This is a genomic window from Pseudomonas danubii (assembly GCF_042980055.1).
GTDB classification, from domain to species: domain Bacteria; phylum Pseudomonadota; class Gammaproteobacteria; order Pseudomonadales; family Pseudomonadaceae; genus Aquipseudomonas; species Aquipseudomonas danubii.
Genome location: NZ_CP116502.1, coordinates 4,401,145 through 4,420,776, shown reverse-complemented (window position 1 = coordinate 4,420,776; position 19,632 = coordinate 4,401,145). Strand labels below are relative to the sequence as shown.

Below are 19,632 nucleotides of genomic sequence, written 5' to 3'. Positions count from 1 at the left end.
CGGCCAGGGCGCCCCCAGCCGATGCCTCGATGATGCTCGCCACCCGCGCCGCCGGCTTGATAAAAATCACAAAGCGGCGGGTTAACGCCGCGTCGGCAGTGAAAACCAGCCCCCCTGAGCCGCGTCTGATCCAGATCAGATCCTGCCCCCTGCAACAGGCGTAAAGGATAGGAACCACGCGGCCCGGGGTCGCGGGCCACGCTTGATCATCCCTAGAGGATCGCCCACATGTTCAGCATCAAAGAACACAATGACCAGGCCGCCGCAGCCTATGGCTGCGTGACCGGTCAGCACTGGATCGAAGCCCTTGATGATGGCCGCCACGTGCTGATCAGGCCCCTGACGGAGCAGGATCGGCAGCGCGAATACGATTTCATCAAGCGGCTGTCCGCCGATTCCCGGCACATGCGTTTTCTGGCCCAGATTAAGGAGCCCGATACCGCCATGCTTAACCAGTTGATGGACGTCGATGGCAAGCAGCGCCTGGCGTACATAGCCCTGGTGCATGAAAACGGCAAACTGATTGAAATCGGCGTCAGTCGTTATGCCGCCGCCACCGGCGATCAATGCGAATGCGCGGTCACTGTCGCCGATGAATGGCAACACCTGGGCCTGGGCTCATTGCTGATGACCCACCTGATCCGCGCAGCCCGCCAGCATGGTTTTCAGCAGATGTATTCAGTGGACAGCGCCAACAACCAGTCGATGCGTGAGCTGGCCGCTGCCTTGGGTTTCACCACCCGTACCGATCCCGACGATGCCCATCAGGTGGTGCACCGCCTGTTCCTCTGACCCGAGCTGCCACGCCACCCCATGGCGGGCGTGGCCGGCCCCTGTCACTGCTGGGGTTCGCGCGCTGGCTTGACCGCCCAGATACTGCAGGGTGCCTGCAACAGCAGGTGCTCGGCCGTGCTGCCCAGGCGCTTGTGCACACCACGGTGCTGGGTGGTGCCCATGACAATCACATCGCTCTGATGCTCCTCGGCGAAGCGGCAGATTTGCTGCAGCGGCATGCCTTCAATGAAGTGACTGCGTTCCGGGGGCACGCCGTGGCGCTCCGCCAGCGCGCGATAAACCTCGTGTTGCGCCGCGCCCAGGGCTTCATACAAACCACTGGCCAAGGACAGCGCGCCGGCGCCGGTGTCCTTGGCATAGACCGCCACCCAGTCATACACATGCAGCAGGTCCAGCTCGGCGTCGCACTGCTCGGCCAGTTTTACCGCCGCGTCGACGATCTGATCGTTGAACTGCAAGTCCTGCACTTCGCTGCGCAGCACGTCGATGATCGCCAGCACCCGCCGCGGCCGCGGGTGGCGGGCTTCGGTCACCAGATGCACCGGCAAGGTGCAGTCGCGCAAGAGTTGCCAGTCCAGCGGGGTATAGAAGATCCGCCGCATCGCCGACTCGGCATGGGCATCCTTGATGATCAGGGCCAGGGGCATTTCATTGGCGAACTCCTGGATCGCCTGATACGGCTGGGTGACCCACAGCGCCTCGCACGTCACCTGCAGGCCCTGCTCGCGCATCGGTTGCGCCTGTTGTTCCAGCCATTGCCGGTGCTGTTGCAGATAGGCCACCTGCAATTGCTCGGCCTGGCCGCTGTCGAACAGCCCTGCCAGCGTCAGCGCCTGAAGATGATCCAGGGCGACCATGTGCACCGGCAGTTGCAAGGCCTTGGCCAGTTGCGCAGTGCGCTCGAAAGCCGCGGTGCGCTGCATCTGCTGGGGCGCGATCAAGAGTAAACGTGGTGTTTGCGACATGGTTCACCTCGGCTCAAGCGCTTGAAAAAAAACCGCAAGGGGCACTCAAGACTGAGCGCTCTGGCCAGAGGCGAGTTGATCTTTGTCAGGCGTCGCGTTTTTTTCCAGGGCCTGGTTACTGCAGCCAGACGCCGCCCCACATCGCCAGGGTCAACAGCACCTGCCCTGGAACGACGTAGAGGGCAAAGCGGCGTCCGCCACTGATGGCTGCCAGCACGCACTTGCTGAGTGCGTTGCTGCTGACGGCCAGCATCACCACACTGCCGATGGCCGCGCCGGGCAATTGCCCGGACTTGACCAGCGAAGCAATGGACGCCGTGGACGCATGGGCATCGGCAAAACCGCTAATCAACGCAGTCAACATCACCCCCAACTGCCCGAAGTAGTTGAGCATGAGCGAAGACGCGAAGGTGATGGCGCTCATGGTCAGGGCCACGATCAAGGCCAGCTTGGGATTGAACGCGCCCTTGTCGCTGACCGGTTCGACGCTGCCGGGATCGGTGCGGGGAAACATCAGGCAGGCGGCATACAGGGCCGTGCTCGCGCCCCCCAGCAACAGGGGCAGCCACATGGCCTGCAGCAGCGCGCTATCGACCGTCGCCAGAATCAGGCCGATCTGCGCCACCGTGGCCAGGTTGGAGAGAATCGCCGCCGCGCCGAGGGTCCGGACCTGCTGCGGCGCGTTGGCGACCCGCTGGCCCATGGAGACGATGGTCAAGGTGCTGGACACGAACCCCGACGCTACGGCGCTCAGGGCATACCCGTAATGGGTGCCCAGGGCTCGTACCGCCACATGTCCCAAGGCGCCCACCGCCATCAACAGCACGGTCAGGGTGCCTATGGTGCGCAGGTTGAAGGCGCCATAGGGACCGATGAACCGGTCGGGCGCCAATGGCAGGATCACCAGCGCCGCCACCAGCAGGGTCAGACCATCGGCGATTTCCCGGTCGCTCAACTGACTGCGCACAAAGTGATGGAGTGTCTGTCGATAGGCCAGCAAGGCGGTCATGACAACGGCGATGGCCAGCGCAAGCTCCGGGGCCGTGCCACATAAGGCCCCGAGGATCAGCACCGCCAGCAGCGCCACTTCGCTGGTGACCCCCGGGTCCTCTTGCTCGTTGCGCCAATAGGCCACCGTCACCAACCCGGCCACAGCAATGGCCAGCGAGGCCAGCAGCAGCGGGCCGCCGACTCGCTGGCCGATGAACCCCAACAGCGCGGTGATGGCGAAGGTACGCAACCCGGCGCTGCCACGCTGAGGCCCCTGCCCTTTGCGCCGCTCGCGCTCCAGGCCCACCAGCATGCCGATCCCCAGGGCCGCGGCGGCGTTGGTCAGGTCGATGGTTTCAAGCATTGCGCCCCCCAGGAAGACAGCCCACACCGAGAATAGAGCGCTGCCGGCGCTTTCGCGAATCGGCCGCCCAGCGCCTTGCAGGAGCCGGCTTGCCGGCGAAGACCGTGTTGAGGGCGATGCAGGGTTTGCGGGCTTCTTCGCTATGGGTCAGGCGCGGCCATGGCGTTTCAGAGTCTGGCTGGGCAACTCCTTGAACAGCGCTCGATAGCTGCTGGAGAAGCGTCCCAGGTGCCAGAACGACCAGTGCATCGCCACCTCGGCCACGGTGGTTTCGCCAGGGCCACGGCTGAGCAACTCCCGGTGTGCGCTGTTGAGTCGGCGCAGGCGCAGCCATTGACTGGGGGCCATGCCGGTAAAGGCCTTGAACGCACTCTGCAGCTGGCGCAGGGAGACCCCGGCCACCTGGGACAGTTCCAGCAGGTTGAGGGTTTCTTCGGGCACGTCGGCGGCCCATTGCGCCACCCGCTGCATGATGCCCCGCTCCTCGTTGCGCCGTTGCAGGCTGCCCGGGTCCAGGCGCACGCAGGCGTTGTCGAGGATGTACAGGCAGTCGTCCAGCAGTTGCTGGGTCAGCGCTTCGCGGCTGGGTGGGTCGAGGGTCTGGGACAGGCGGGTCAAGGTGGCGCTCAGCCAGCGGCAGAACAGGGCATTCTGCTGGTTGGTCAGCGGGGCCATGAACAGACCCTCCAGGCGTTCCACTCCCAGGCCCTGGCGCTGGACGAATTCGGGGCCGAACACCACTGCCACTTCCTGGTAGTTCTCCGGGGTGATCCAGATGTTGCGGCTCTCGCCATTGAGCAGGTAGAGGGCGTTGTCGCTGCGATCGAAACAGAACGCCAAGGCGCCTTGCGGGGCACTGAAATTCTGCTCGACCCGGGTGTTCATGCACTCCTCGTAGATCTCTACGCCCTGCAGGTCGAGGTAGCGCACCAGGCCGTTGAAATGCCCGGGGGACATCTGCTGGTAGTGCTGGACCCAACCCGGGGTGGCACGGATCTGATCGGCGACATCGAAGGTGTTGAAGGCTTGGACCTGAAGCGGATTGGACGCTGTCATCGGGGGACCTTGCGCACTCTTTTGGTGCGCTTTGGTGCTGCTTAAAGTGGATAGATGGAACAACAAGGCTCGCCCAAGATAGTCGCCAATGCGCCGCAGGGGAAGCCTTGCCGGGATACTCCCGCTCACCTCGGTGCAGACAAAACCAATCATCGAGGTCTTTATGAACGCCCCTTTCGATCAGCTTTCCTCCTGGCTGAAAGATCACAAGATTACCGAAGTAGAGTGCGTGGTCAGCGACCTGACCGGCATTGCCCGCGGCAAGATCGCGCCCACCAACAAGTTCCTGCATGAGCGCGGCATGCGCCTGCCGGAAAGTGTCCTGCTGCAAACGGTAACCGGGGATTTTGTCGACGACGACCTGTACTACGAACTGCTGGACCCGGCGGACATCGACATGATCTGCCGCCCCGACTCGTCATCGATCTACCTGGTGCCCTGGGCTATCGAGCCCACGGCCATCGTCATCCACGACACCTTCGACAAGTTCGGCAACCCCATCGAGCTGTCGCCGCGCAACGTGCTGAAAAAAGTGCTGCAGCTATACACCGACAAGGGCTGGCAGCCGATCGTCGCCCCGGAAATGGAGTTCTACCTGACCCAGCGCTGCGAAGACCCGGACCTGCCGCTCAAGGCGCCCCTGGGCCGTTCGGGACGGGCGGAAAGCGGCCGCCAGTCGTTCTCCATCGATGCCGCCAACGAGTTCGACCCGCTGTTCGAGGATGTCTACGACTGGTGCGAAGCCCAGGGCCTGGACCTGGACACGCTGATCCACGAAGACGGCCCGGCACAGATGGAAATCAACTTCCGCCACGGCGACGCCCTGGATCTGGCGGACCAGATCACCGTGTTCAAGCGCACCCTGCGCGAGGCCGCGCTCAAGCACAACGTCACCGCCACCTTCATGGCCAAGCCGGTGGCCGATGAGCCCGGCAGCGCCATGCACCTGCACCAGAGCGTGGTGGACATCGCCACCGGCAAGCCGATCTTCGTCGACGAACATGGGCAGAAGAGCCAGCTGTTCCTGCACCACATCGGCGGCCTGCAGAAGTACATCCCCAAGGTGCTGCCGATGTTCGCCCCCAACGTCAACTCGTTCCGCCGCTTTTTGCCGGACACCTCGGCCCCGGTGAACGTCGAATGGGGCGAGGAAAACCGCACCGTCGGCCTGCGTGTGCCCACCGCCAGCCCCGATGCCATGCGCGTGGAAAACCGCCTGCCCGGCGCCGATGCCAACCCTTACCTGGCGATTGCCGCCAGCCTGCTGTGCGGCTACCTGGGCATGGTCGAGGGCATCGAGCCCAGCGCCCCGGTGGAAGGCCGGGCCTATGAACGCCGCAACCTGCGCCTGCCGATCACCATCGAGGACGCCCTGGCGCACATGGAGGATTGCCCGACCATCGAGCACTACCTGGGGCGCAAGTTCGTCCGTGGCTATGTGGCGGTCAAGCGCGCCGAACACGAGAACTTCAAGCGCGTGATCAGCTCCTGGGAACGCGAGTTCCTGCTGCTCAGCGTCTGATTTCCCCACCTTCTGCAATCAATAAAAACAACCCGAAGAGGTGTCGATATGCGTCTTTTGCAAGCAGTGATCCCGGCAGCACTGGCGGCCTTGATGAGCGCCGCCGTCCAGGCACAACCCAGTGTCAGCGTGTACAACTGGACCGACTACATCGGCCAGACCACCCTCGCCGACTTCCAGGGGCAAACCGGGGTCAAGGTGATCTACGACGTGTTCGACTCCAACGAAACCCTGGAGGGCAAGTTGCTGGCCGGGCGCACCGGCTACGACGTGGTGGTGCCCTCCAACCATTTCCTGGCGCGCCAGGTGAAGGCCGGCGCGTTCCTCAAGCTGGACCGCTCGCAGTTGCCCAACTGGAAGAACCTGGACCCCAAGCTGCTGGCGCTGCTGGAGCAGAACGACCCCGGCAACCAGTACTCGGTGCCCTACCTGTGGGGCACCAACGGCATCGGCTATAACGTCGACAAGGTCAAGCAGGTGCTGGGCATCGAGCGCATCGACTCCTGGGCGGTGCTGTTGGAGCCTGCGAACCTGAAGAAGCTCCAGCAGTGCGGGGTGTCGATGATGGACTCTTCGGACGAGGTATTTCCGGCGGTGCTCAACTACCTGGGGCTGGACCCGCGCAGTGAAAATCCCGAGGACTACAAGAAAGCCGAGGCCAAGCTGCTGACCCTGCGCCCGTACATCACCTACTTCCATTCCTCCAAGTACGTCTCGGACCTGGCCAACGGTGATATCTGCATCGCCTTCGGCTACTCCGGGGATGTGTTCCAGGCCGCCAATCGGGCCAAGGAAGCCAAGAACGGGGTGAACATCGCCTACGCCATTCCCAAGGAAGGCAGCAACCTGTGGTTCGACCTGCTGGCGATTCCCGCCGATGCCGGCAACGTCAAGGAGGCTCACGCCTTCATCAATTACCTGCTGGACCCGCAAGTGATCGCCAAGGTCAGCGGCTATGTCGGCTATGCCAACCCCAACCCGGCCTCCCAGCCGTACATGGACGCCGAGCTGGTGAACAATCCCGAGGTGTACCCGCCTCAGGACGTGCTCGACAAACTGTACATTTCCACCACCCAGTCGCCGGCCATCATGCGCTTGATGACCCGTTCCTGGAGCAAAGTGAAGTCCAACAAATGATTCAGCCAAACCTTTCGGGCAGTGCCAATGGGCACGCCCGCTCCTACTACGCCGCCTCCGCCGGCAGCCTGCCCGGCTACCCGTCCCTGGACGGGGACCTGAGCGCCGATGTCTGTGTCATCGGCGGCGGTTTCACCGGGGTCAACACCGCCATCGAACTGGCCCAGCGCGGGCTGTCGGTGATTCTCCTGGAAGGCCGGCGCATTGGCTGGGGCGCCAGTGGGCGCAATGGCGGCCAACTGATCCGCGGCATTGGCCATGACGTCAGCGGCTTTGCCCGCTACGTCGGCAAGGAGGGGGTGAAATACCTTGAGCATGCCGGGATCGAGTCAGTGGAGGTGGTGCGCCAGCGCATCGCCGAACACGGCATCGATTGCGACCTGCGCTGGGGCTTCTGCGAGCTGGCCAATACCCGGGCCCAGTTCGCGGCGTTCCAGGCAGAACAGGAGCATCTGGCGAGCCTGGGCTACCGCCACCCTACCCGCCTGGTGGCGCCTCAGGACATGCATCAGGTGGTGGACTCCCCGGTTTATGCCGGGGGCCTGGTGGACATGGGTTCGGGGCATTTGCACCCACTCAAGCTGGTGCTGGGGGAAGCGCGGGTCGCGGCGTCCCTAGGGGTAAGGATCTTCGAACAGAGCCCGGTGCTGGAGCTGGTGCATGGCAACCGCGTCGAGGTGCGTTGCGCCACAGGCACCGTGCGCGCCGCCAGCCTGGTGCTCGGATGCAACGCCCACCTGGATGAACTGGAGCCACGCCTGAGCGGCAAGGTGCTGCCCGCCGGCAGCTACATCATCACCACCGAGCCATTGCCTGAGGAGTTGGCGACACAGTTGATCCCGCAGAACCTGGCGCTGTGCGACCAGAAAGTGGGCCTGGACTACTACCGGCTGACGGCGGATCGACGCCTGCTGTTCGGCGGTGCCTGCCACTATTCAGGACGAGATCCTGCGGACATCGGCGCCTACATGCGGCCGAAGATGCTCAAGGTATTTGCCCAATTGAACGATGTGGCCATCGACTTCCAATGGGGCGGCAAGATCGGCATCACCGCCAATCGCTTCCCCCAGGTAGGTCGGCTGCACCAGTACCCTAACGTGTACTACGCCCAGGGCTATTCCGGTCATGGCCTGAATGTCACCCACTGGACTGCACGGCTGCTGGCCGAAGCCATCCATGCCGGGCACAGCCATGGCCTGGATGTGTTCAGCGCCGTGCCCCACATGACCTTCCCCGGCGGCCCAGCCCTGCGCGCACCGCTGCTGGCCCTGGGCATGCTCTGGCACCGGATGCGGGAAATGCTCGGTTGACCGCCCGCCTTCGCCGGTCCCATCCCGCTTGCTACGGGGCGGGCAGGTTCTCCAGGTGAGCCGTCGCTGCGGAAAATCCAGCAACAGCGCATTGATCCGTTGTGGCTGCTCATTCTGGATGCCGGGCGCTCCAGGGTCGATGCGAGGAGCAGAACCTGGCAGATGGCGGCCGCAGCCCTGAGCAATATTGATGCTTCGAATGACACTGCCGCTGCTGCCGGCACTGTGCGGTGCTGGCAGGAGCGGCAGCCCCTCAGGCGGAAATCATTCCGACCTGGGACTGGCTGTGCTGACGAATCAGGCGCTGAGTGTTCAAGACCTTTTCCAGGGCCTGCTCGGAGTCGGGGTCCTGCATGGGCGCACGAATCGCCGCCGACACCAGGCTGATCAGCTTGGCCATGACTTCGGCGTCAGTGGCCGGACGGCCCAGGCTCATGGCCTGCATCAGCAGGCGCAGTTCGGTGCCGGCCATCACCCCGGAAATGGCCTTGAGGGCAAACTGCAGGCGCACCCCCAATTCGTTGCGCGGCAGGTCCGGCAGCGCCAGGGCAAAGGCCTTGAAGAAGCGCTCGAACACCGGTTGGTAGTGTTCCTTGAGGTATTCCTGAATGAAGGGTGAAGTATCGCTGTACACCCGCCCCAGGAAACGGATGAACGACCGGCCTTCCAGGCCACCGCTTTCATCACTGCGCTCCAGGCCCATGGCCGGGGCGAACAGCACCCCCAGCAGGGTCTCGCAATCCAGCGGTCCCTGGGCCTGCTCTTCGCATTTGGCCAGCAGTTCCAGGCGTTGATCGTTGAGGGGGCCCAGGCGCTGCATCAGCAGGGCTTTCATCAGCGAGTCCTTGTCGCCGAAGTGATAGTTCACCGCCGCCAGGTTGACCTGGGCGCGCTCGGTGATCTGACGCAGCAGCACGGCGTCGTAGCCGTACTTGATGAACAATGCCTCGGTCGCTTCCAGCAGTCGGGTCTTGGTGACATTGGGGGCACTGAGTTTCTTGGCGACCATGGAGGACTAACCTTTGCTGGGATGAAAAACTGACCGTTCGAACAGTGTTTTAAAAAAAAATTTGATTTTTTATACCCGCGAGAAGCCCTAAAAGCAAGCGTCCCAGGGACGTCCCCAGCGGCCCGAGGCCGTTTTGTGACCCGCGGGTTCCTGGTAGAAAAATCCCGAAAAAAGCCCGCAATTACCCGGTTCAGACAGCTGGCGCGCCAGGATGAACGCAGTTACTATTCAAACAAATTTTTTAAAATAATAAATAAAACCAGAGCTTGGCGTTGCCCCTGAACCCCCGCTGCACGAGCCGTACGTGGTGGGAATGTTCAAGCATTCAGTCGAGCCAGCCGGCGCGGTAAGCGATGACAGCGACGATAATCGACCCAGGTTTTATCTCCCTGCAAGGCATAGGCAAGAGCTATCGGCTGGCGGAGCAACCGCTCCACATTCTCAAGAACGTTTCCCTGTCCATCGAAGCCGGTGAAAGCTGCGCCATTCTCGGTGCCTCCGGTTCCGGCAAGAGCACCCTGCTCAACATCCTCGGCCTGCTGGACCTGCCCGACAACGGCGACTATCGCTTTGCCGGGCACGATATCTTCCGCGCCAGCCCCGACCAACTGGCGGCGATCCGCAACCAGCAGATCGGCTTCGTCTTCCAGAGTTTCAACCTGCTGCCGCGCCTCAGTGCCCTGGACAATGTCGCCCTGCCCCTGAGCTATCGCGGCGTGGCACGGCGTGAATCGCTGGAACGCGCCCAGCACATGCTCGATCAGGTGGGCCTGGGGCAACGGGCCCACCACCGCCCGGCGGACCTCTCCGGCGGTCAGCGCCAGCGGGTGGCGATTGCCCGGGCCCTGGTGGGCGAACCCTCGGTGATCCTCGCCGACGAACCCACCGGCAACCTCGACAGCCACACCGCCCAGGAGATCATGGACCTGCTGCTGTCGCTGAACCGCGAGCGCCAGGTGACCCTGATCATCGTCACCCACGACCCGGGCATCGCCCAGCGCCTGGAGCGGCAGATCCGGGTCACCAACGGCGTGGTCCAGGAGGTCTGCCCGGCATGAGCCTCAAGGTCGAACAAAGCGCCAGCCAGTTGCTGCACGAAGCCTTCGTCAGCCTGCGCACCCTGGGCAAGCGTTCGATCCTGGCTCTGCTGGGGATCGTCATCGGCAGTTCATCGGTGGTGGCCCTGATCAATATCGGCCACAACGCCGCCGAAGACGCCGCGGCCATCTTCCAGGACATGGGCACCGACACCCTGGCGGTGCAGTTCCCCGACACTTCGGGGGCGCGCACGCCTATGCCGGCGGCGCTGGACCTCGCCACCCTGTACAAGGCCCTGCCCAACCTGCTGCACATCGCCCCGGTGGCGTTGTTCAGCGGCCCGGTGGTGTTCCAGGGACGCACCACCAACGCCAACCTGGTGGGCAGCACCGCGGCATTGAACGACGCCATGCGCCTGCAGCTGCAGCAAGGACGCTTCCTCTCGGAATTCGATGCTGCCGAAACCTACGCGGTGGTGGGGGCACAAGTGGCCCAGGCCCTGAGCCAGCCCCATGACCCACTGCGCCTGGGCGACAGAATTCGCATCAATGACTACCTGTTCCAGGTGATTGGCATCCTGCAACCGCAACCGGCTGCCGTACTGATCCCGGTGCAGACCAACGAATCCCTGTTCGTGCCCCTGGAGGGCATGCGGCGGATTTCCTCCAGTGCGCAGATCAGCAACCTGATAGCCCGCGCCGCGCCCTCCCAGGACATGAACCAACTGGCCACGGCCCTGGGCGATGCGCTGAAAAAACAGCTACCGGGACGGGGCGTGGAAGTACAGATACCGCAAAAGATCATCGACGGCATGACCCGGCAAAGCCGCACCTTCGGTTACCTCTTGATGGCCCTGGGGGGCATCTCCCTGGTGGGGGGCGGGGTCGGGGTGATGAACGTGATGCTGATGAACGTCTCGGAACGGCGTCGGGAGATCGGCATCCGCATGGCCCTGGGCGCCAGGCGCCGGGATATCCGCAACCTGTTCCTGCTCGAAGCCGTGACCCTGACGGCGGTCGGTGCCCTGTCCGGGGCGGTGCTGGGCATGAGCGCCGCCTACCTCTATGCCCGGGTTTCCGGCTGGCAGTTTTCCCTGGCCTCTGCATCCTTGCCCCTGGGCATCGGCAGCACCTTGTTGATCGGCCTGTTCTTCGGCCTGTACCCGGCCATCTCGGCCTCGCGCCTGCAACCGGTGGAGGCGCTGCGCGATGAATGATCGCCAACGCGCCGGGCTGTTGCTGCTGTGGCTGATCAGCCCCTTGGGGCAAGCCGCCTCCCAGGACATGAATGTGGCTCGCCAAGCGTCAGCCCCGACCCTGCACAGCGGTTATGAACGCAGCGTCCTGCTGAGCCAGCAGCAGACCGACCTGACCCTCGCCGATGCGGTCTACCTGGGCCTGCGCAACAACCGCGGGATTCGCAGCGCCTACTTGCAGCGCGTGGCGCAAAAGTTCGATCTGCGGGTCTCGGAAGATGCCTTCAATCCCAAGCTGCTGCTCAGTGGCACCTACCAGGCCAACAAGGGCAGCAACGACGGGGTACGCAACGCCATGCTCACGCCCAGTTCCAGTTTGCTGGGGGAGTACGGCACCCGCTTGAACATGGCCTGGCGGCAAGAGTTGAGCAATGCCAATCGGGCCGGCTACTACCGGCGCGACGGCCTCGACCTGGCGATTATCCAGCCCCTGCTCAAGGGCGCCGGCTGGGATGTGACCACCGCCCCGCTACGCCTGGCGCGGATCAACGAACAGGCCTATCGCCTCAACCTCAAGGCCAACGTGGCGCAGACCATCAGCGACATCATCGGCGCCTACCGCGAGCTGTTGCGGGCCCAGCAACAGCTGGCGATCGTCGAGGATGCCCTCAAGCGCGCCAATGCCCTGCTCCAGGTGAACAAGGCGCTGATCGCCGCCGGGCGCATGGCCGAGTTCGAGATCGTGCAGACCGAAGCCGATATCGCCAGCCAGGAACTGGGGGTCGAAGAAGCGCGCAATCAGGTGGACATCAATCGCCTGTCGCTGCTGCGGCTGCTGGCCCTGGACCTGTCCACGCGCATTCGCGCCAGCGACGCCCTGGAAGCCGCCAGGATCAGCATCGACCAGCAGGACGCCCTGCGCCTGGCCCAGCTCCAGCAACCCAGTTACCTGGCGACCTTGCTCGGCAGCCAGCAGGCCGATCTGAACCTGGTGATCGCCAAGGACCAGGGCCGTTGGGACGTGTCCCTGGTGGCCGGTGCCAACCAGGTGCGCAACCGCTACGACAACGACGGCGGCAATGGCGCGGGCAGGACCTGGGACAGCTATGCCGGGGTCCAGGTGCAAATCCCCATTGGCGACCTCAGTACCCGCCAGGCGGAAGTCCATGCCCGGGTCGACGTGGAAAACCAGGCGCTGGTCCTGGCCGATGCCCGCCAGGCCCTGGAGCGCGGTGTCAATGACGTGGTGCGCGACCTCGGCACCCGTTGGCGCCAGTACGAAATTGCCCAGCGCGCCGTGGAACTGTCCAAGCGCAAACTGGAGATCGAACGGGAAAAGCTCAGCGCCGGACGCTCCAGCAACTTTCAAGTGCTGAGCTATGAAAGCGATCTGCGCACCAGTGAAAACGCCCGCCTCAACGCACTTATCGCCTACCTCAACGCCCAGACCCAACTGGACCTGACCCTGGGCACGACCTTGGAGACCTGGGACATTGCGCTCAATGACTACTGAGCAGAAAAGCTCGCGCAAACGCTACCTGCAAGGGGGCGCGGCGCTGGTGGTGCTGGCCTTGGCCGGCGTGGCCCTGATCGGTTACCACGCCCCGGACCACACAGCGACTGACAAGGGCCGCTGGATCGAGGTCAGCAGCGCGCCGCTGATTCATCAGATCGGCCTGGTGGGCAAGATCGAACCCCAGCGCACCATCAGCCTGACCGCGCCGTTCGACGGCATTGTCCTGGCCAATCTGGTGGAACAGGGCCAACGGGTGGAGGCCGGTCAGACCCTGCTGAAAATGGACCCCAGCCTGATCGAGATCCAGTTGCGCGAAGCCTTGTCGGTCCAGCTCAAGGCCCGACGCAGCGTCCAGGAACTGCAGGACTGGAACAACAGCGCCCAGGTCACCCGTGCCCGGCGGACCTTGCGTTCCTCGCAGATGGCGGTCAGCAATTCCGAGCGCAAGCTCAGTGAAAGCCAGAGCCTGTTTGCCCGGGGCATCATTCCCCGCAACGAACTGGACGACCTGACCCAACAACTGCAGACCCAGCGCCTGGACCTGAGCGCGGCCCAGGGCGAGCTGCAACAGGCCCTGGATCAGGGCAAGGGCGAATACCGGCAGATTGCCGAGATGGAACTGACCAATGCCACGGTCAAATACGAAGCCCTGCGCGCCCTGCTGGCGGGCAAGGACGTCACCGCGCCGTTTGCCGGCATCGTGGTGCCGGCGCCGGGCGTCAACCTGAGCCAAATCGCCTCGGCAGGGGCCTCGGGCCCGGTGCAAACCGGCAGCAAGGTCGGCCAGGGCCAGGCCCTGTTCGGCCTGGCCAACATCGAGCAACTGAAGATCGTCAGCAAGGTCTCGGAGCTGGACATCAACCAGCTGCGTCAGGGCCAGAGCGTGGAAATCCTCGGTGACGGCTTTGATGGCGAACGCCTCAATGGCCAGGTGGACATCGTCAGCAGCCTGGCCCTGCCCGGCGACGCCAGCGGCGCCAGCGCACAGTTCCCGGTGACCCTGTCGATCCCCACGCTGACCCACGAACAACTGCAGCGGGTGCGTCTGGGCATGAGTGCGCGATTGACCATCATCACCTACCGCAACGACCAGGCAATCGTCATCCCGCCGGCAGCGATCCAGCGCGGCGCAGATGGCATGAGTGTGGAATATCGGGCGAGCGCCGATCAGCCGGCACAACGGCTGCCGGTGAGCGTGGGCCAATCGACGGCTGAGGGTGTCGAAGTGTTTGGCCTGCAGCCGGGCCAGGTCCGCCTGCCCAACGCCTTGTAGGTTCAGGCTTGCCTGGCTATCACCCGAAGACCTCTAGCGCCCTAGGGACTCTTGCGCCCCTGCGGGCCGTTCGCAGCCTTCGGCAGCGGCTACACCGATCGTAGCCGCTGCCGAGCCCCGGCGAGGCTGCGAAAAGGCCCGCAGGGCCTTGCTTGGCGATCTTCAGAACAACCTCAGGCGCCCTCGGAACTAACGCAGGGCGCGGCGCAGCACCTTGCCCACGGTGGTCTTGGGCAACTCTTCGGTGCGGAACTCGACGTAACGCGGCACTTTGTAGCCGGTCAGGTACTCGCGGCAGTGGGCCAGCAACTGCTCCTGGGTCAGGTTCGGGTCCTTGCGCACCACGAAGATCTTCACCTTCTCCCCCGTCACCCCATCCTCGACCCCGATCGCCGCCACTTCCGCCACGCCCGGATGCAAGGCCACCACATCTTCGATCTCGTTGGGGTACACGTTAAAGCCGGACACCAGGATCATGTCCTTCTTGCGGTCCACCAGACGGATGAAGCCCTGCTCGTTCATCACCCCGATATCCCCGGTGGACAGCCAGCCATGACGGTCCAGGACCTTGGCGGTTTCTTCCGGACGCTGCCAGTAGCCCTTCATCACTTGGGGGCCACGCACCTGCAACTCGCCCTCCTCGCCCAGCTCCGCCAGTTCGCCATCCTCACGCACGAAACGCACCCAGGTCGACGGCAGCGGCACGCCGATGGTCCCGGTGAAGTCCCCCTCGCGCATGCGCGCGATGTCGATGGGGCTGATGCTCACCACCGGCGAGCATTCGGTCAGGCCGTAACCTTCGATGATCGGCACCCCGGTGACTTCCTTCCAGCGCCGGGCCACGGCGGTGTGGGTGGCCATGCCGCCGGCGATGGCCAGCTTCAGGTCGGAGAAGTCCCGGCCACGAAACTCTTCATTCTCCAGCAAGCCGTTGAACAGGGTGTTGACCCCAACGATGCCGCTGAACTTCTCCTTGCGCAGGATCATCTGCACCCGCTTCACGTCCCGGGGGTTGGCGATCAGGATGTTGCGCCCGCCCAGGCACATGAACATCAGGCAGTTCACCGTCAGTGACAGCACGTGATACAGCGGCAGCAAGGTGACGTTGGTTTCCTGCTGGTTTTCGTCCAACTGGTCGCCAACCCAGGCCTTGGCCTGCATCAGGTTGGCGAGGATGTTGCGGTGGGTAAGCATGGCGCCCTTGGCATCGCCGGTGGTACCGCCGGTGTATTGCAAAAAGGCAATGTCATCCTGCTTCAGCTCCACTGGACGGGGCTCCAGCACGGCGGCCAGTTTCATCATCGCCGGGAAGCGGATCGAGCCTGGCAGGTTGAACTTGGGCACCTGCTTCTGCAGGTGGCGCAGGGCGAAGTTCAAGGCCGCGCCCTTGAAGGTGCCCAGCAAGTCGCCAATGGCGGCCACCACCACATTCTTCAATTGGCTGCCCGGCATCGCCTGCTCCAGGGTGTGGGCGAAGTTCTCGAAGATCACCACGGTTTCGGCGCCGCTGTCCTTGAGCAGGTGCCGCAGTTCATGGGCGGTGTACAGCGGGTTGACGTTGACCACCACCGCCCCCACCAACAGGGTGCCGAACAGGCAGATCGGGTATTGCAGGCAGTTGGGCATCATCAGGGCCACCCGATCGCCCTTCTTTACTCCCTTGGATTGCAACCAGGCGGCAAAGGCGAATACGCGCTTCTCCCAGAGGTCGTAGCCCATCTCGGTGCCAATGCTGACGTAGGCCACCCGGTGGCGGTACTTGTCCACGTGTTCGAGGAACACTTCCCGCAGCGACGGGTAGCGGTCGATGTCGGCTTCGATATCGCTGGGCACACCCGGCAGGTAAGCGTTCAGCCAGATACGCTCGGCGGGTTGCAGGCTCACGACACTCATTGGCAGTCTCCTGGTTATTTTATTTTTCGACGATGGCGGTGATACCCAGCCCGCCGGCTGCACAAACGGAAATCAGCCCGCGGCCGGAACCGCGCTGGTGGATCGCCTTGGCCAGGGTCGCCAGCAGGCGCCCGCCGGTGGCGGCAAAGGGATGCCCGCAGCCCAGGGAGCCGCCGTTGACGTTGAGTTTGCTGCGCTCGATGCTGCCCAGGGCGCCGTCGAGGCCGAGTTTGTCCTTGCAGTAGTCGGGGTCTTCCCAGGCCTTGAGGGTGCACAGCACCTGGGCGGCAAAAGCCTCGTGAATCTCGTAGAAGTCGAAATCCTGCAAGCCCAGGCCCTCCCGGGCGAGCATGCGCGGCACCGCGTAGGCCGGAGCCATCAGCAGCCCTTCCGTGCCATCGACAAAGTTCACTGCAGCAGTTTCCCCGGTCCGCAGGTAGGCCAGCACCGGCAGGTTGTGGGCGGCGGCCCACTCCTCGCTGGCCAGCAGCACCACTGAGGCGCCGTCGGTGAGCGGGGTCGAGTTACCGGCGGTCAGGGTGCCGTTGTGGCGGTCGTAGGCCGGGCCCAGGCCGGCGAGCTTCTCCAGGCTGGCATCGGCCCGCAGGTTGTTGTCCCGGGTCAGGCCGCGATACGGGGTGATCAGGTCGTCGAAGAAGCCGCGCTGATAAGCGGCCTGCAGTTGCTGGTGGCTGGCAAGGGCCAGTTCATCCTGGGCCAGACGCTTGATATGCCAGCGCTTGGCCATTTCTTCACAGTGCTCACCCATGGACAGGCCGGTGCGTGGCTCGCCGTTGCGCGGCAACAGCGGCTTGAACAACATCCCCGGGCGCACCTTGAGCAGGCTGCGCAGCTTGTTGCCGGCGCCCTTGGCGCGGTTGGCCTGGAGCAAGGTCCGCCGCAGCCCTTCGTTGATGCCGATGGGCGCATCGGAAGTGGTGTCGGCACCACCGGCGATGCCCACTTCGATCTGCCCCAGGGCGATCTTGTTGGCCACCAGCAGCGCCGCCTCCAGCCCGGTGCCGCACGCCTGCTGCACGTCGTAGGCCGGGGTCTGCGGCGACAGCGTGGTGGACAGCAGGCTTTCCCGGGCCAGGTTGAAATCCCGGGAATGCTTGATCACCGCCCCCGCGGCGAACTCCCCCAGGCGCTGTCCCGACAGGCCGTAGCGATCCACCAGCCCCTGCAACGCCGCCACCAGCAGGTCCTGGTTGCTGTCGTTGGCATACACCGTATTGGAGCGGGCGAACGGAATCCGGTTGCCGCCGATGATCGCCACCCGGCGCACCGGCGCCGGATTGAAACTGTACTCAGTCATTGCCCAGCTCCCCAGATAAATAGGCCGCGCATGTGGGGCTTGTCCCCCGCGTTGTTGCGCACTTCGAACGCATGGCGCGGACCGTCGGGCAGACGGTTCCACAGGGTCACCGCCGCCGGCAGGAAGATCGGCAGCTTGAACTCGCAGTCCAGCTCCGCCGCCGCCAGTGGATGGGGTGGTTGCTGCGCTGCCAGTGCCCGGCCCAGGGTCCACATGCCGTGGGCGATGGGCCGACGGAAACCGAACAGCCGGGCGCCGAGCCAGGAGGTGTGGATCGGATTGAAATCGCCGCTGACCTGGGCAAAGCGCCGCCCCAGGTCGCCCCCCAGGCTCCAACGTTGAGTGCGCACCAGAGCCTGTTCATCCAGCGGCAGCGAGCCTTGCCAGGGCTCACCAATGGGCGCGCTGATGCCACGGCGCAGATACAGGCTGTCGCTTTCCCAGACCAGGCTGCCGCCACTGTGGGCCCGGGTGGCAATCGACAACGCCTGGCCCTTGGGATGGGCCAGCCAACGCTCGGCAAACACTTCCAGGCGCAGGGCCTGCCCTTCCTCCAGCTTCTGGTACTGACGGATACGGTTGGCCAGGTGGACCATGCCGCTGGCCGGATAGGGAAACGTCGGGTGGGTCAGCAGCAACAGGTGCAACGGGAAAGCCAGGGTATGGGGAAAGGCCAGCGGCACACCGTGCTCCCGGCGAAAGCCACAGGCCTGGGCATAACGGGCGATTTCGGCGGCCTGCAGCTCCACCGCCGGGCGCACAAGGCGCTCGCTGGGCAGCTTGGGGACGGCCTCCAGTTTGGGCTTGCGCAAGCTGCGGATGCCGTCGTACAGCAACTGGCCCCGGGACGGCGGCGGTTCGATGATGCGAATGGCAGAATCGGCATTCATGGTTCAGGCCCCCAGCAGGCTTTGTCCGCAGACGCGGACCACCTGTCCATTGATCCCGCCGGAGGCCGGATGGGCCAGCCAGGCGATGGTTTGCGCCACATCCACGGCCTGCCCGCCCTGGGACATGGAATTCATGCGCCGTCCGGCCTCGCGAATCAGCAGCGGGATCTTCGCGGTCATCTGGGTTTCGATAAAGCCCGGTGCCACCGCGTTGACCGTGATCTGCTGACGCGCCGCCAGTGGCCCCAGACTCTCCACCAGACCGATGACCCCGGCCTTGGACGTGGCGTAGTTGCTCTGCCCGAGGTTGCCGGCGATCCCGGAAATCGACGAGACACAGACGATCCGTCCCCCCGGGTTCAGGCCCTGGCCCTCCAGCAGCGCCTGGCTCAGTAACAGCGGTGCTTCCAGGTTGACGGCCATGACCTTGCGCCAAGCGGCTTCAGTCATCTTCGCCAGGGTCTTGTCCTGGGTGATGCCGGCGTTGTGCACGACGATATCGAAAGCACCGTGCTCACCGACGAACTCCAGCAGCCGCTGCCCGGCACCAGAAGCGGTGATGTCCAGGGCCAGGGCGCTGCCCTTGAGGCCCGCTGCCGCCTGCTGCAACTCAGCCTCGACCTGGGGAATGTCCAGGCACACCACCTGAGCGCCTTCCCGGGCCAGGACCTGGGCAATGGCCAGGCCGATGCCGCGACAGGCCCCCGTGACCAGGGCTCGCCGGCCTTCCAGTGGCTGGGCCCAGTCGATGTGCCGGGGCACATCCACCGGCTCGCCGATGCGCACCACCTGACCCGAAACATAAGCCGAACGACGGGACAGGAAAAACCGCAGGCTGCTGTCCAGTTCACCTTCGGCACCGGGCTCGACATACAGCAGTTGCGCGGTAATGGCCCGGCGCAACTCCTTGCCCAGGGAACGCACGAAACCCTCCAGGGCCCGCTGCGCCACGGCCTGGGCCAGCGCTTTGCAGTGCTCCGGCGGCGTGCCCAGCACCAGCACCCGACCGTGGGCGGTCAGGCGCCGGACATTGGCGTGGAAGAAGCGGTACAGCTCATCGAGCTGGGCGATATCCGCCAGCCCGCTGGCATCGAAGACCAGGCCCTGGACCTTCACGGTCGAGGGCGCGTTGATGCTTGCGGCCTGGGCCGCCACGGTGTCGGTGGCGGCGAAGATCCGTTGTAGCTCGCCCAGAAGGCGCCCCTCGGGCGCCGCGGCGAGGACCACCGGGTTGATCAGGTTGCCGCCCTGCCCCTCGCGCTGGCGTTGCAGCGGCAGCGGTTGTGGCAGGCCGGTCCGCTGGGCCAGCCAGCGGCCCCACCCGGAATTGACGAACGAAAGATAACCGTCAGACATAAAGA

Annotated in this window: 16 protein-coding genes; 8 read left to right on the top strand and 8 right to left on the bottom strand. The window is 64.5% G+C overall.

Annotation, left to right across the window (positions count from 1 at the left end):
• Nucleotides 1-228 precede the first annotated feature (228 nt).
• Entirely contained in the window at nucleotides 229-792 is a 564-nt protein-coding gene (locus tag PFZ56_RS20380) for a GNAT family N-acetyltransferase (RefSeq protein WP_170002985.1), read from the top strand.
• A gap of 44 nt (nucleotides 793-836) precedes the next feature.
• Here PFZ56_RS20380 and PFZ56_RS20375 read toward each other — a convergent pair whose 3' ends face one another.
• The 3 genes from PFZ56_RS20375 to PFZ56_RS20365 all read right to left on the bottom strand — a co-directional run bounded on the left by PFZ56_RS20375 (nucleotide 837) and on the right by PFZ56_RS20365 (nucleotide 4,170).
• Nucleotides 837-1,760, bottom strand: a complete 924-nt coding sequence (locus PFZ56_RS20375; RefSeq protein WP_170002983.1) for a universal stress protein — start codon at nucleotides 1,758-1,760, stop codon at nucleotides 837-839.
• 115 nt (nucleotides 1,761-1,875) lie between these two features.
• Nucleotides 1,876-3,114 (bottom strand): DUF4010 domain-containing protein, encoded by a 1,239-nt coding sequence (locus tag PFZ56_RS20370; RefSeq protein ID WP_170002981.1) that lies wholly within the window; start codon nucleotides 3,112-3,114, stop codon nucleotides 1,876-1,878.
• Between the two features lie 147 nt (nucleotides 3,115-3,261).
• A complete protein-coding gene (locus PFZ56_RS20365; RefSeq protein ID WP_102879404.1) occupies nucleotides 3,262-4,170 on the bottom strand; it encodes a helix-turn-helix domain-containing protein in 909 nt (302 codons plus the stop codon).
• Nucleotides 4,171-4,333: 163 nt separating this feature from the next.
• Between PFZ56_RS20365 and PFZ56_RS20360 the strand changes: the two genes are divergently transcribed.
• The 3 genes from PFZ56_RS20360 to PFZ56_RS20350 are packed head-to-tail and all read left to right on the top strand — an operon-like array spanning nucleotide 4,334 to nucleotide 8,139.
• Complete coding sequence (locus PFZ56_RS20360; protein WP_170002979.1) at nucleotides 4,334-5,692, top strand: glutamine synthetase family protein; 1,359 nt, start codon at nucleotides 4,334-4,336, stop codon at nucleotides 5,690-5,692.
• Between the two features lie 48 nt (nucleotides 5,693-5,740).
• Nucleotides 5,741-6,829 (top strand): polyamine ABC transporter substrate-binding protein, encoded by a 1,089-nt coding sequence (locus PFZ56_RS20355; RefSeq protein WP_110651645.1) that lies wholly within the window; start codon nucleotides 5,741-5,743, stop codon nucleotides 6,827-6,829.
• Entirely contained in the window at nucleotides 6,826-8,139 is a 1,314-nt protein-coding gene (locus PFZ56_RS20350; RefSeq protein ID WP_170002977.1) for an FAD-binding oxidoreductase, read from the top strand. The genes PFZ56_RS20355 and PFZ56_RS20350 overlap by 4 nt, the downstream gene beginning before the upstream one ends.
• 253 nt (nucleotides 8,140-8,392) lie before the next feature.
• Here PFZ56_RS20350 and PFZ56_RS20345 read toward each other — a convergent pair whose 3' ends face one another.
• Complete coding sequence (locus tag PFZ56_RS20345; protein WP_102879408.1) at nucleotides 8,393-9,148, bottom strand: TetR/AcrR family transcriptional regulator; 756 nt, start codon at nucleotides 9,146-9,148, stop codon at nucleotides 8,393-8,395.
• Between the two features lie 353 nt (nucleotides 9,149-9,501).
• On the opposite strand from PFZ56_RS20345, the gene PFZ56_RS20340 reads away from it, so the two are divergent.
• Genes PFZ56_RS20340 through PFZ56_RS20325 form a run of 4 tightly spaced genes read left to right on the top strand, consistent with a single transcriptional unit; the run spans nucleotide 9,502 to nucleotide 14,170 of the window.
• Complete coding sequence (locus tag PFZ56_RS20340) at nucleotides 9,502-10,206, top strand: ABC transporter ATP-binding protein (protein WP_102879409.1); 705 nt, start codon at nucleotides 9,502-9,504, stop codon at nucleotides 10,204-10,206.
• Complete coding sequence (locus PFZ56_RS20335; RefSeq protein WP_110651641.1) at nucleotides 10,203-11,402, top strand: ABC transporter permease; 1,200 nt, start codon at nucleotides 10,203-10,205, stop codon at nucleotides 11,400-11,402. Before PFZ56_RS20340 ends, PFZ56_RS20335 begins: the two co-directional genes overlap by 4 nt.
• On the top strand, nucleotides 11,395-12,894 hold the full coding sequence (locus PFZ56_RS20330; RefSeq protein ID WP_110595636.1) for a TolC family protein: 1,500 nt from the start codon (nucleotides 11,395-11,397) through the stop codon (nucleotides 12,892-12,894). The genes PFZ56_RS20335 and PFZ56_RS20330 overlap by 8 nt, the downstream gene beginning before the upstream one ends.
• On the top strand, nucleotides 12,884-14,170 hold the full coding sequence (locus PFZ56_RS20325; RefSeq protein ID WP_170002975.1) for an efflux RND transporter periplasmic adaptor subunit: 1,287 nt from the start codon (nucleotides 12,884-12,886) through the stop codon (nucleotides 14,168-14,170). The genes PFZ56_RS20330 and PFZ56_RS20325 overlap by 11 nt, the downstream gene beginning before the upstream one ends.
• A 189-nt stretch (nucleotides 14,171-14,359) precedes the next feature.
• On the opposite strand, the gene PFZ56_RS20320 is transcribed toward PFZ56_RS20325, so the two are convergent.
• From PFZ56_RS20320 to PFZ56_RS20305, 4 genes are read right to left on the bottom strand one after another with little or no spacing between them, the layout of a single operon-like run.
• Complete coding sequence (locus tag PFZ56_RS20320; RefSeq protein ID WP_170002973.1) at nucleotides 14,360-16,063, bottom strand: AMP-binding protein; 1,704 nt, start codon at nucleotides 16,061-16,063, stop codon at nucleotides 14,360-14,362.
• A 19-nt stretch (nucleotides 16,064-16,082) separates the two neighbouring features.
• A complete protein-coding gene (locus PFZ56_RS20315) occupies nucleotides 16,083-17,381 on the bottom strand; it encodes an acetyl-CoA C-acetyltransferase (RefSeq protein ID WP_110651637.1) in 1,299 nt (432 codons plus the stop codon).
• A complete protein-coding gene (locus PFZ56_RS20310; protein ID WP_110651635.1) occupies nucleotides 17,378-18,271 on the bottom strand; it encodes a MaoC/PaaZ C-terminal domain-containing protein in 894 nt (297 codons plus the stop codon). The genes PFZ56_RS20315 and PFZ56_RS20310 overlap by 4 nt, the downstream gene beginning before the upstream one ends.
• A 3-nt stretch (nucleotides 18,272-18,274) precedes the next feature.
• A complete protein-coding gene (locus PFZ56_RS20305) occupies nucleotides 18,275-19,627 on the bottom strand; it encodes a 3-oxoacyl-ACP reductase (RefSeq protein WP_102879416.1) in 1,353 nt (450 codons plus the stop codon).
• Nucleotides 19,628-19,632: the final 5 nt, after the last annotated feature.

Coding starts and splice junctions, on each gene's coding strand:
- PFZ56_RS20375 (WP_170002983.1), bottom strand. CDS start 1,760: ATGTCGCAAACACCACGTTTACTCTTGATCGCGCCCCAGCAGATGCAG.
- PFZ56_RS20305 (WP_102879416.1), bottom strand. CDS start 19,627: ATGTCTGACGGTTATCTTTCGTTCGTCAATTCCGGGTGGGGCCGCTGG.
- PFZ56_RS20380 (WP_170002985.1), top strand. CDS start 229: ATGTTCAGCATCAAAGAACACAATGACCAGGCCGCCGCAGCCTATGGC.
- PFZ56_RS20350 (WP_170002977.1), top strand. CDS start 6,826: ATGATTCAGCCAAACCTTTCGGGCAGTGCCAATGGGCACGCCCGCTCC.
- PFZ56_RS20310 (WP_110651635.1), bottom strand. CDS start 18,271: ATGAATGCCGATTCTGCCATTCGCATCATCGAACCGCCGCCGTCCCGG.
- PFZ56_RS20345 (WP_102879408.1), bottom strand. CDS start 9,148: ATGGTCGCCAAGAAACTCAGTGCCCCCAATGTCACCAAGACCCGACTG.
- PFZ56_RS20370 (WP_170002981.1), bottom strand. CDS start 3,114: ATGCTTGAAACCATCGACCTGACCAACGCCGCCGCGGCCCTGGGGATC.
- PFZ56_RS20315 (WP_110651637.1), bottom strand. CDS start 17,381: ATGACTGAGTACAGTTTCAATCCGGCGCCGGTGCGCCGGGTGGCGATC.
- PFZ56_RS20325 (WP_170002975.1), top strand. CDS start 12,884: ATGACTACTGAGCAGAAAAGCTCGCGCAAACGCTACCTGCAAGGGGGC.
- PFZ56_RS20360 (WP_170002979.1), top strand. CDS start 4,334: ATGAACGCCCCTTTCGATCAGCTTTCCTCCTGGCTGAAAGATCACAAG.
- PFZ56_RS20365 (WP_102879404.1), bottom strand. CDS start 4,170: ATGACAGCGTCCAATCCGCTTCAGGTCCAAGCCTTCAACACCTTCGAT.
- PFZ56_RS20340 (WP_102879409.1), top strand. CDS start 9,502: ATGACAGCGACGATAATCGACCCAGGTTTTATCTCCCTGCAAGGCATA.
- PFZ56_RS20320 (WP_170002973.1), bottom strand. CDS start 16,063: ATGAGTGTCGTGAGCCTGCAACCCGCCGAGCGTATCTGGCTGAACGCT.
- PFZ56_RS20355 (WP_110651645.1), top strand. CDS start 5,741: ATGCGTCTTTTGCAAGCAGTGATCCCGGCAGCACTGGCGGCCTTGATG.
- PFZ56_RS20330 (WP_110595636.1), top strand. CDS start 11,395: ATGAATGATCGCCAACGCGCCGGGCTGTTGCTGCTGTGGCTGATCAGC.
- PFZ56_RS20335 (WP_110651641.1), top strand. CDS start 10,203: ATGAGCCTCAAGGTCGAACAAAGCGCCAGCCAGTTGCTGCACGAAGCC.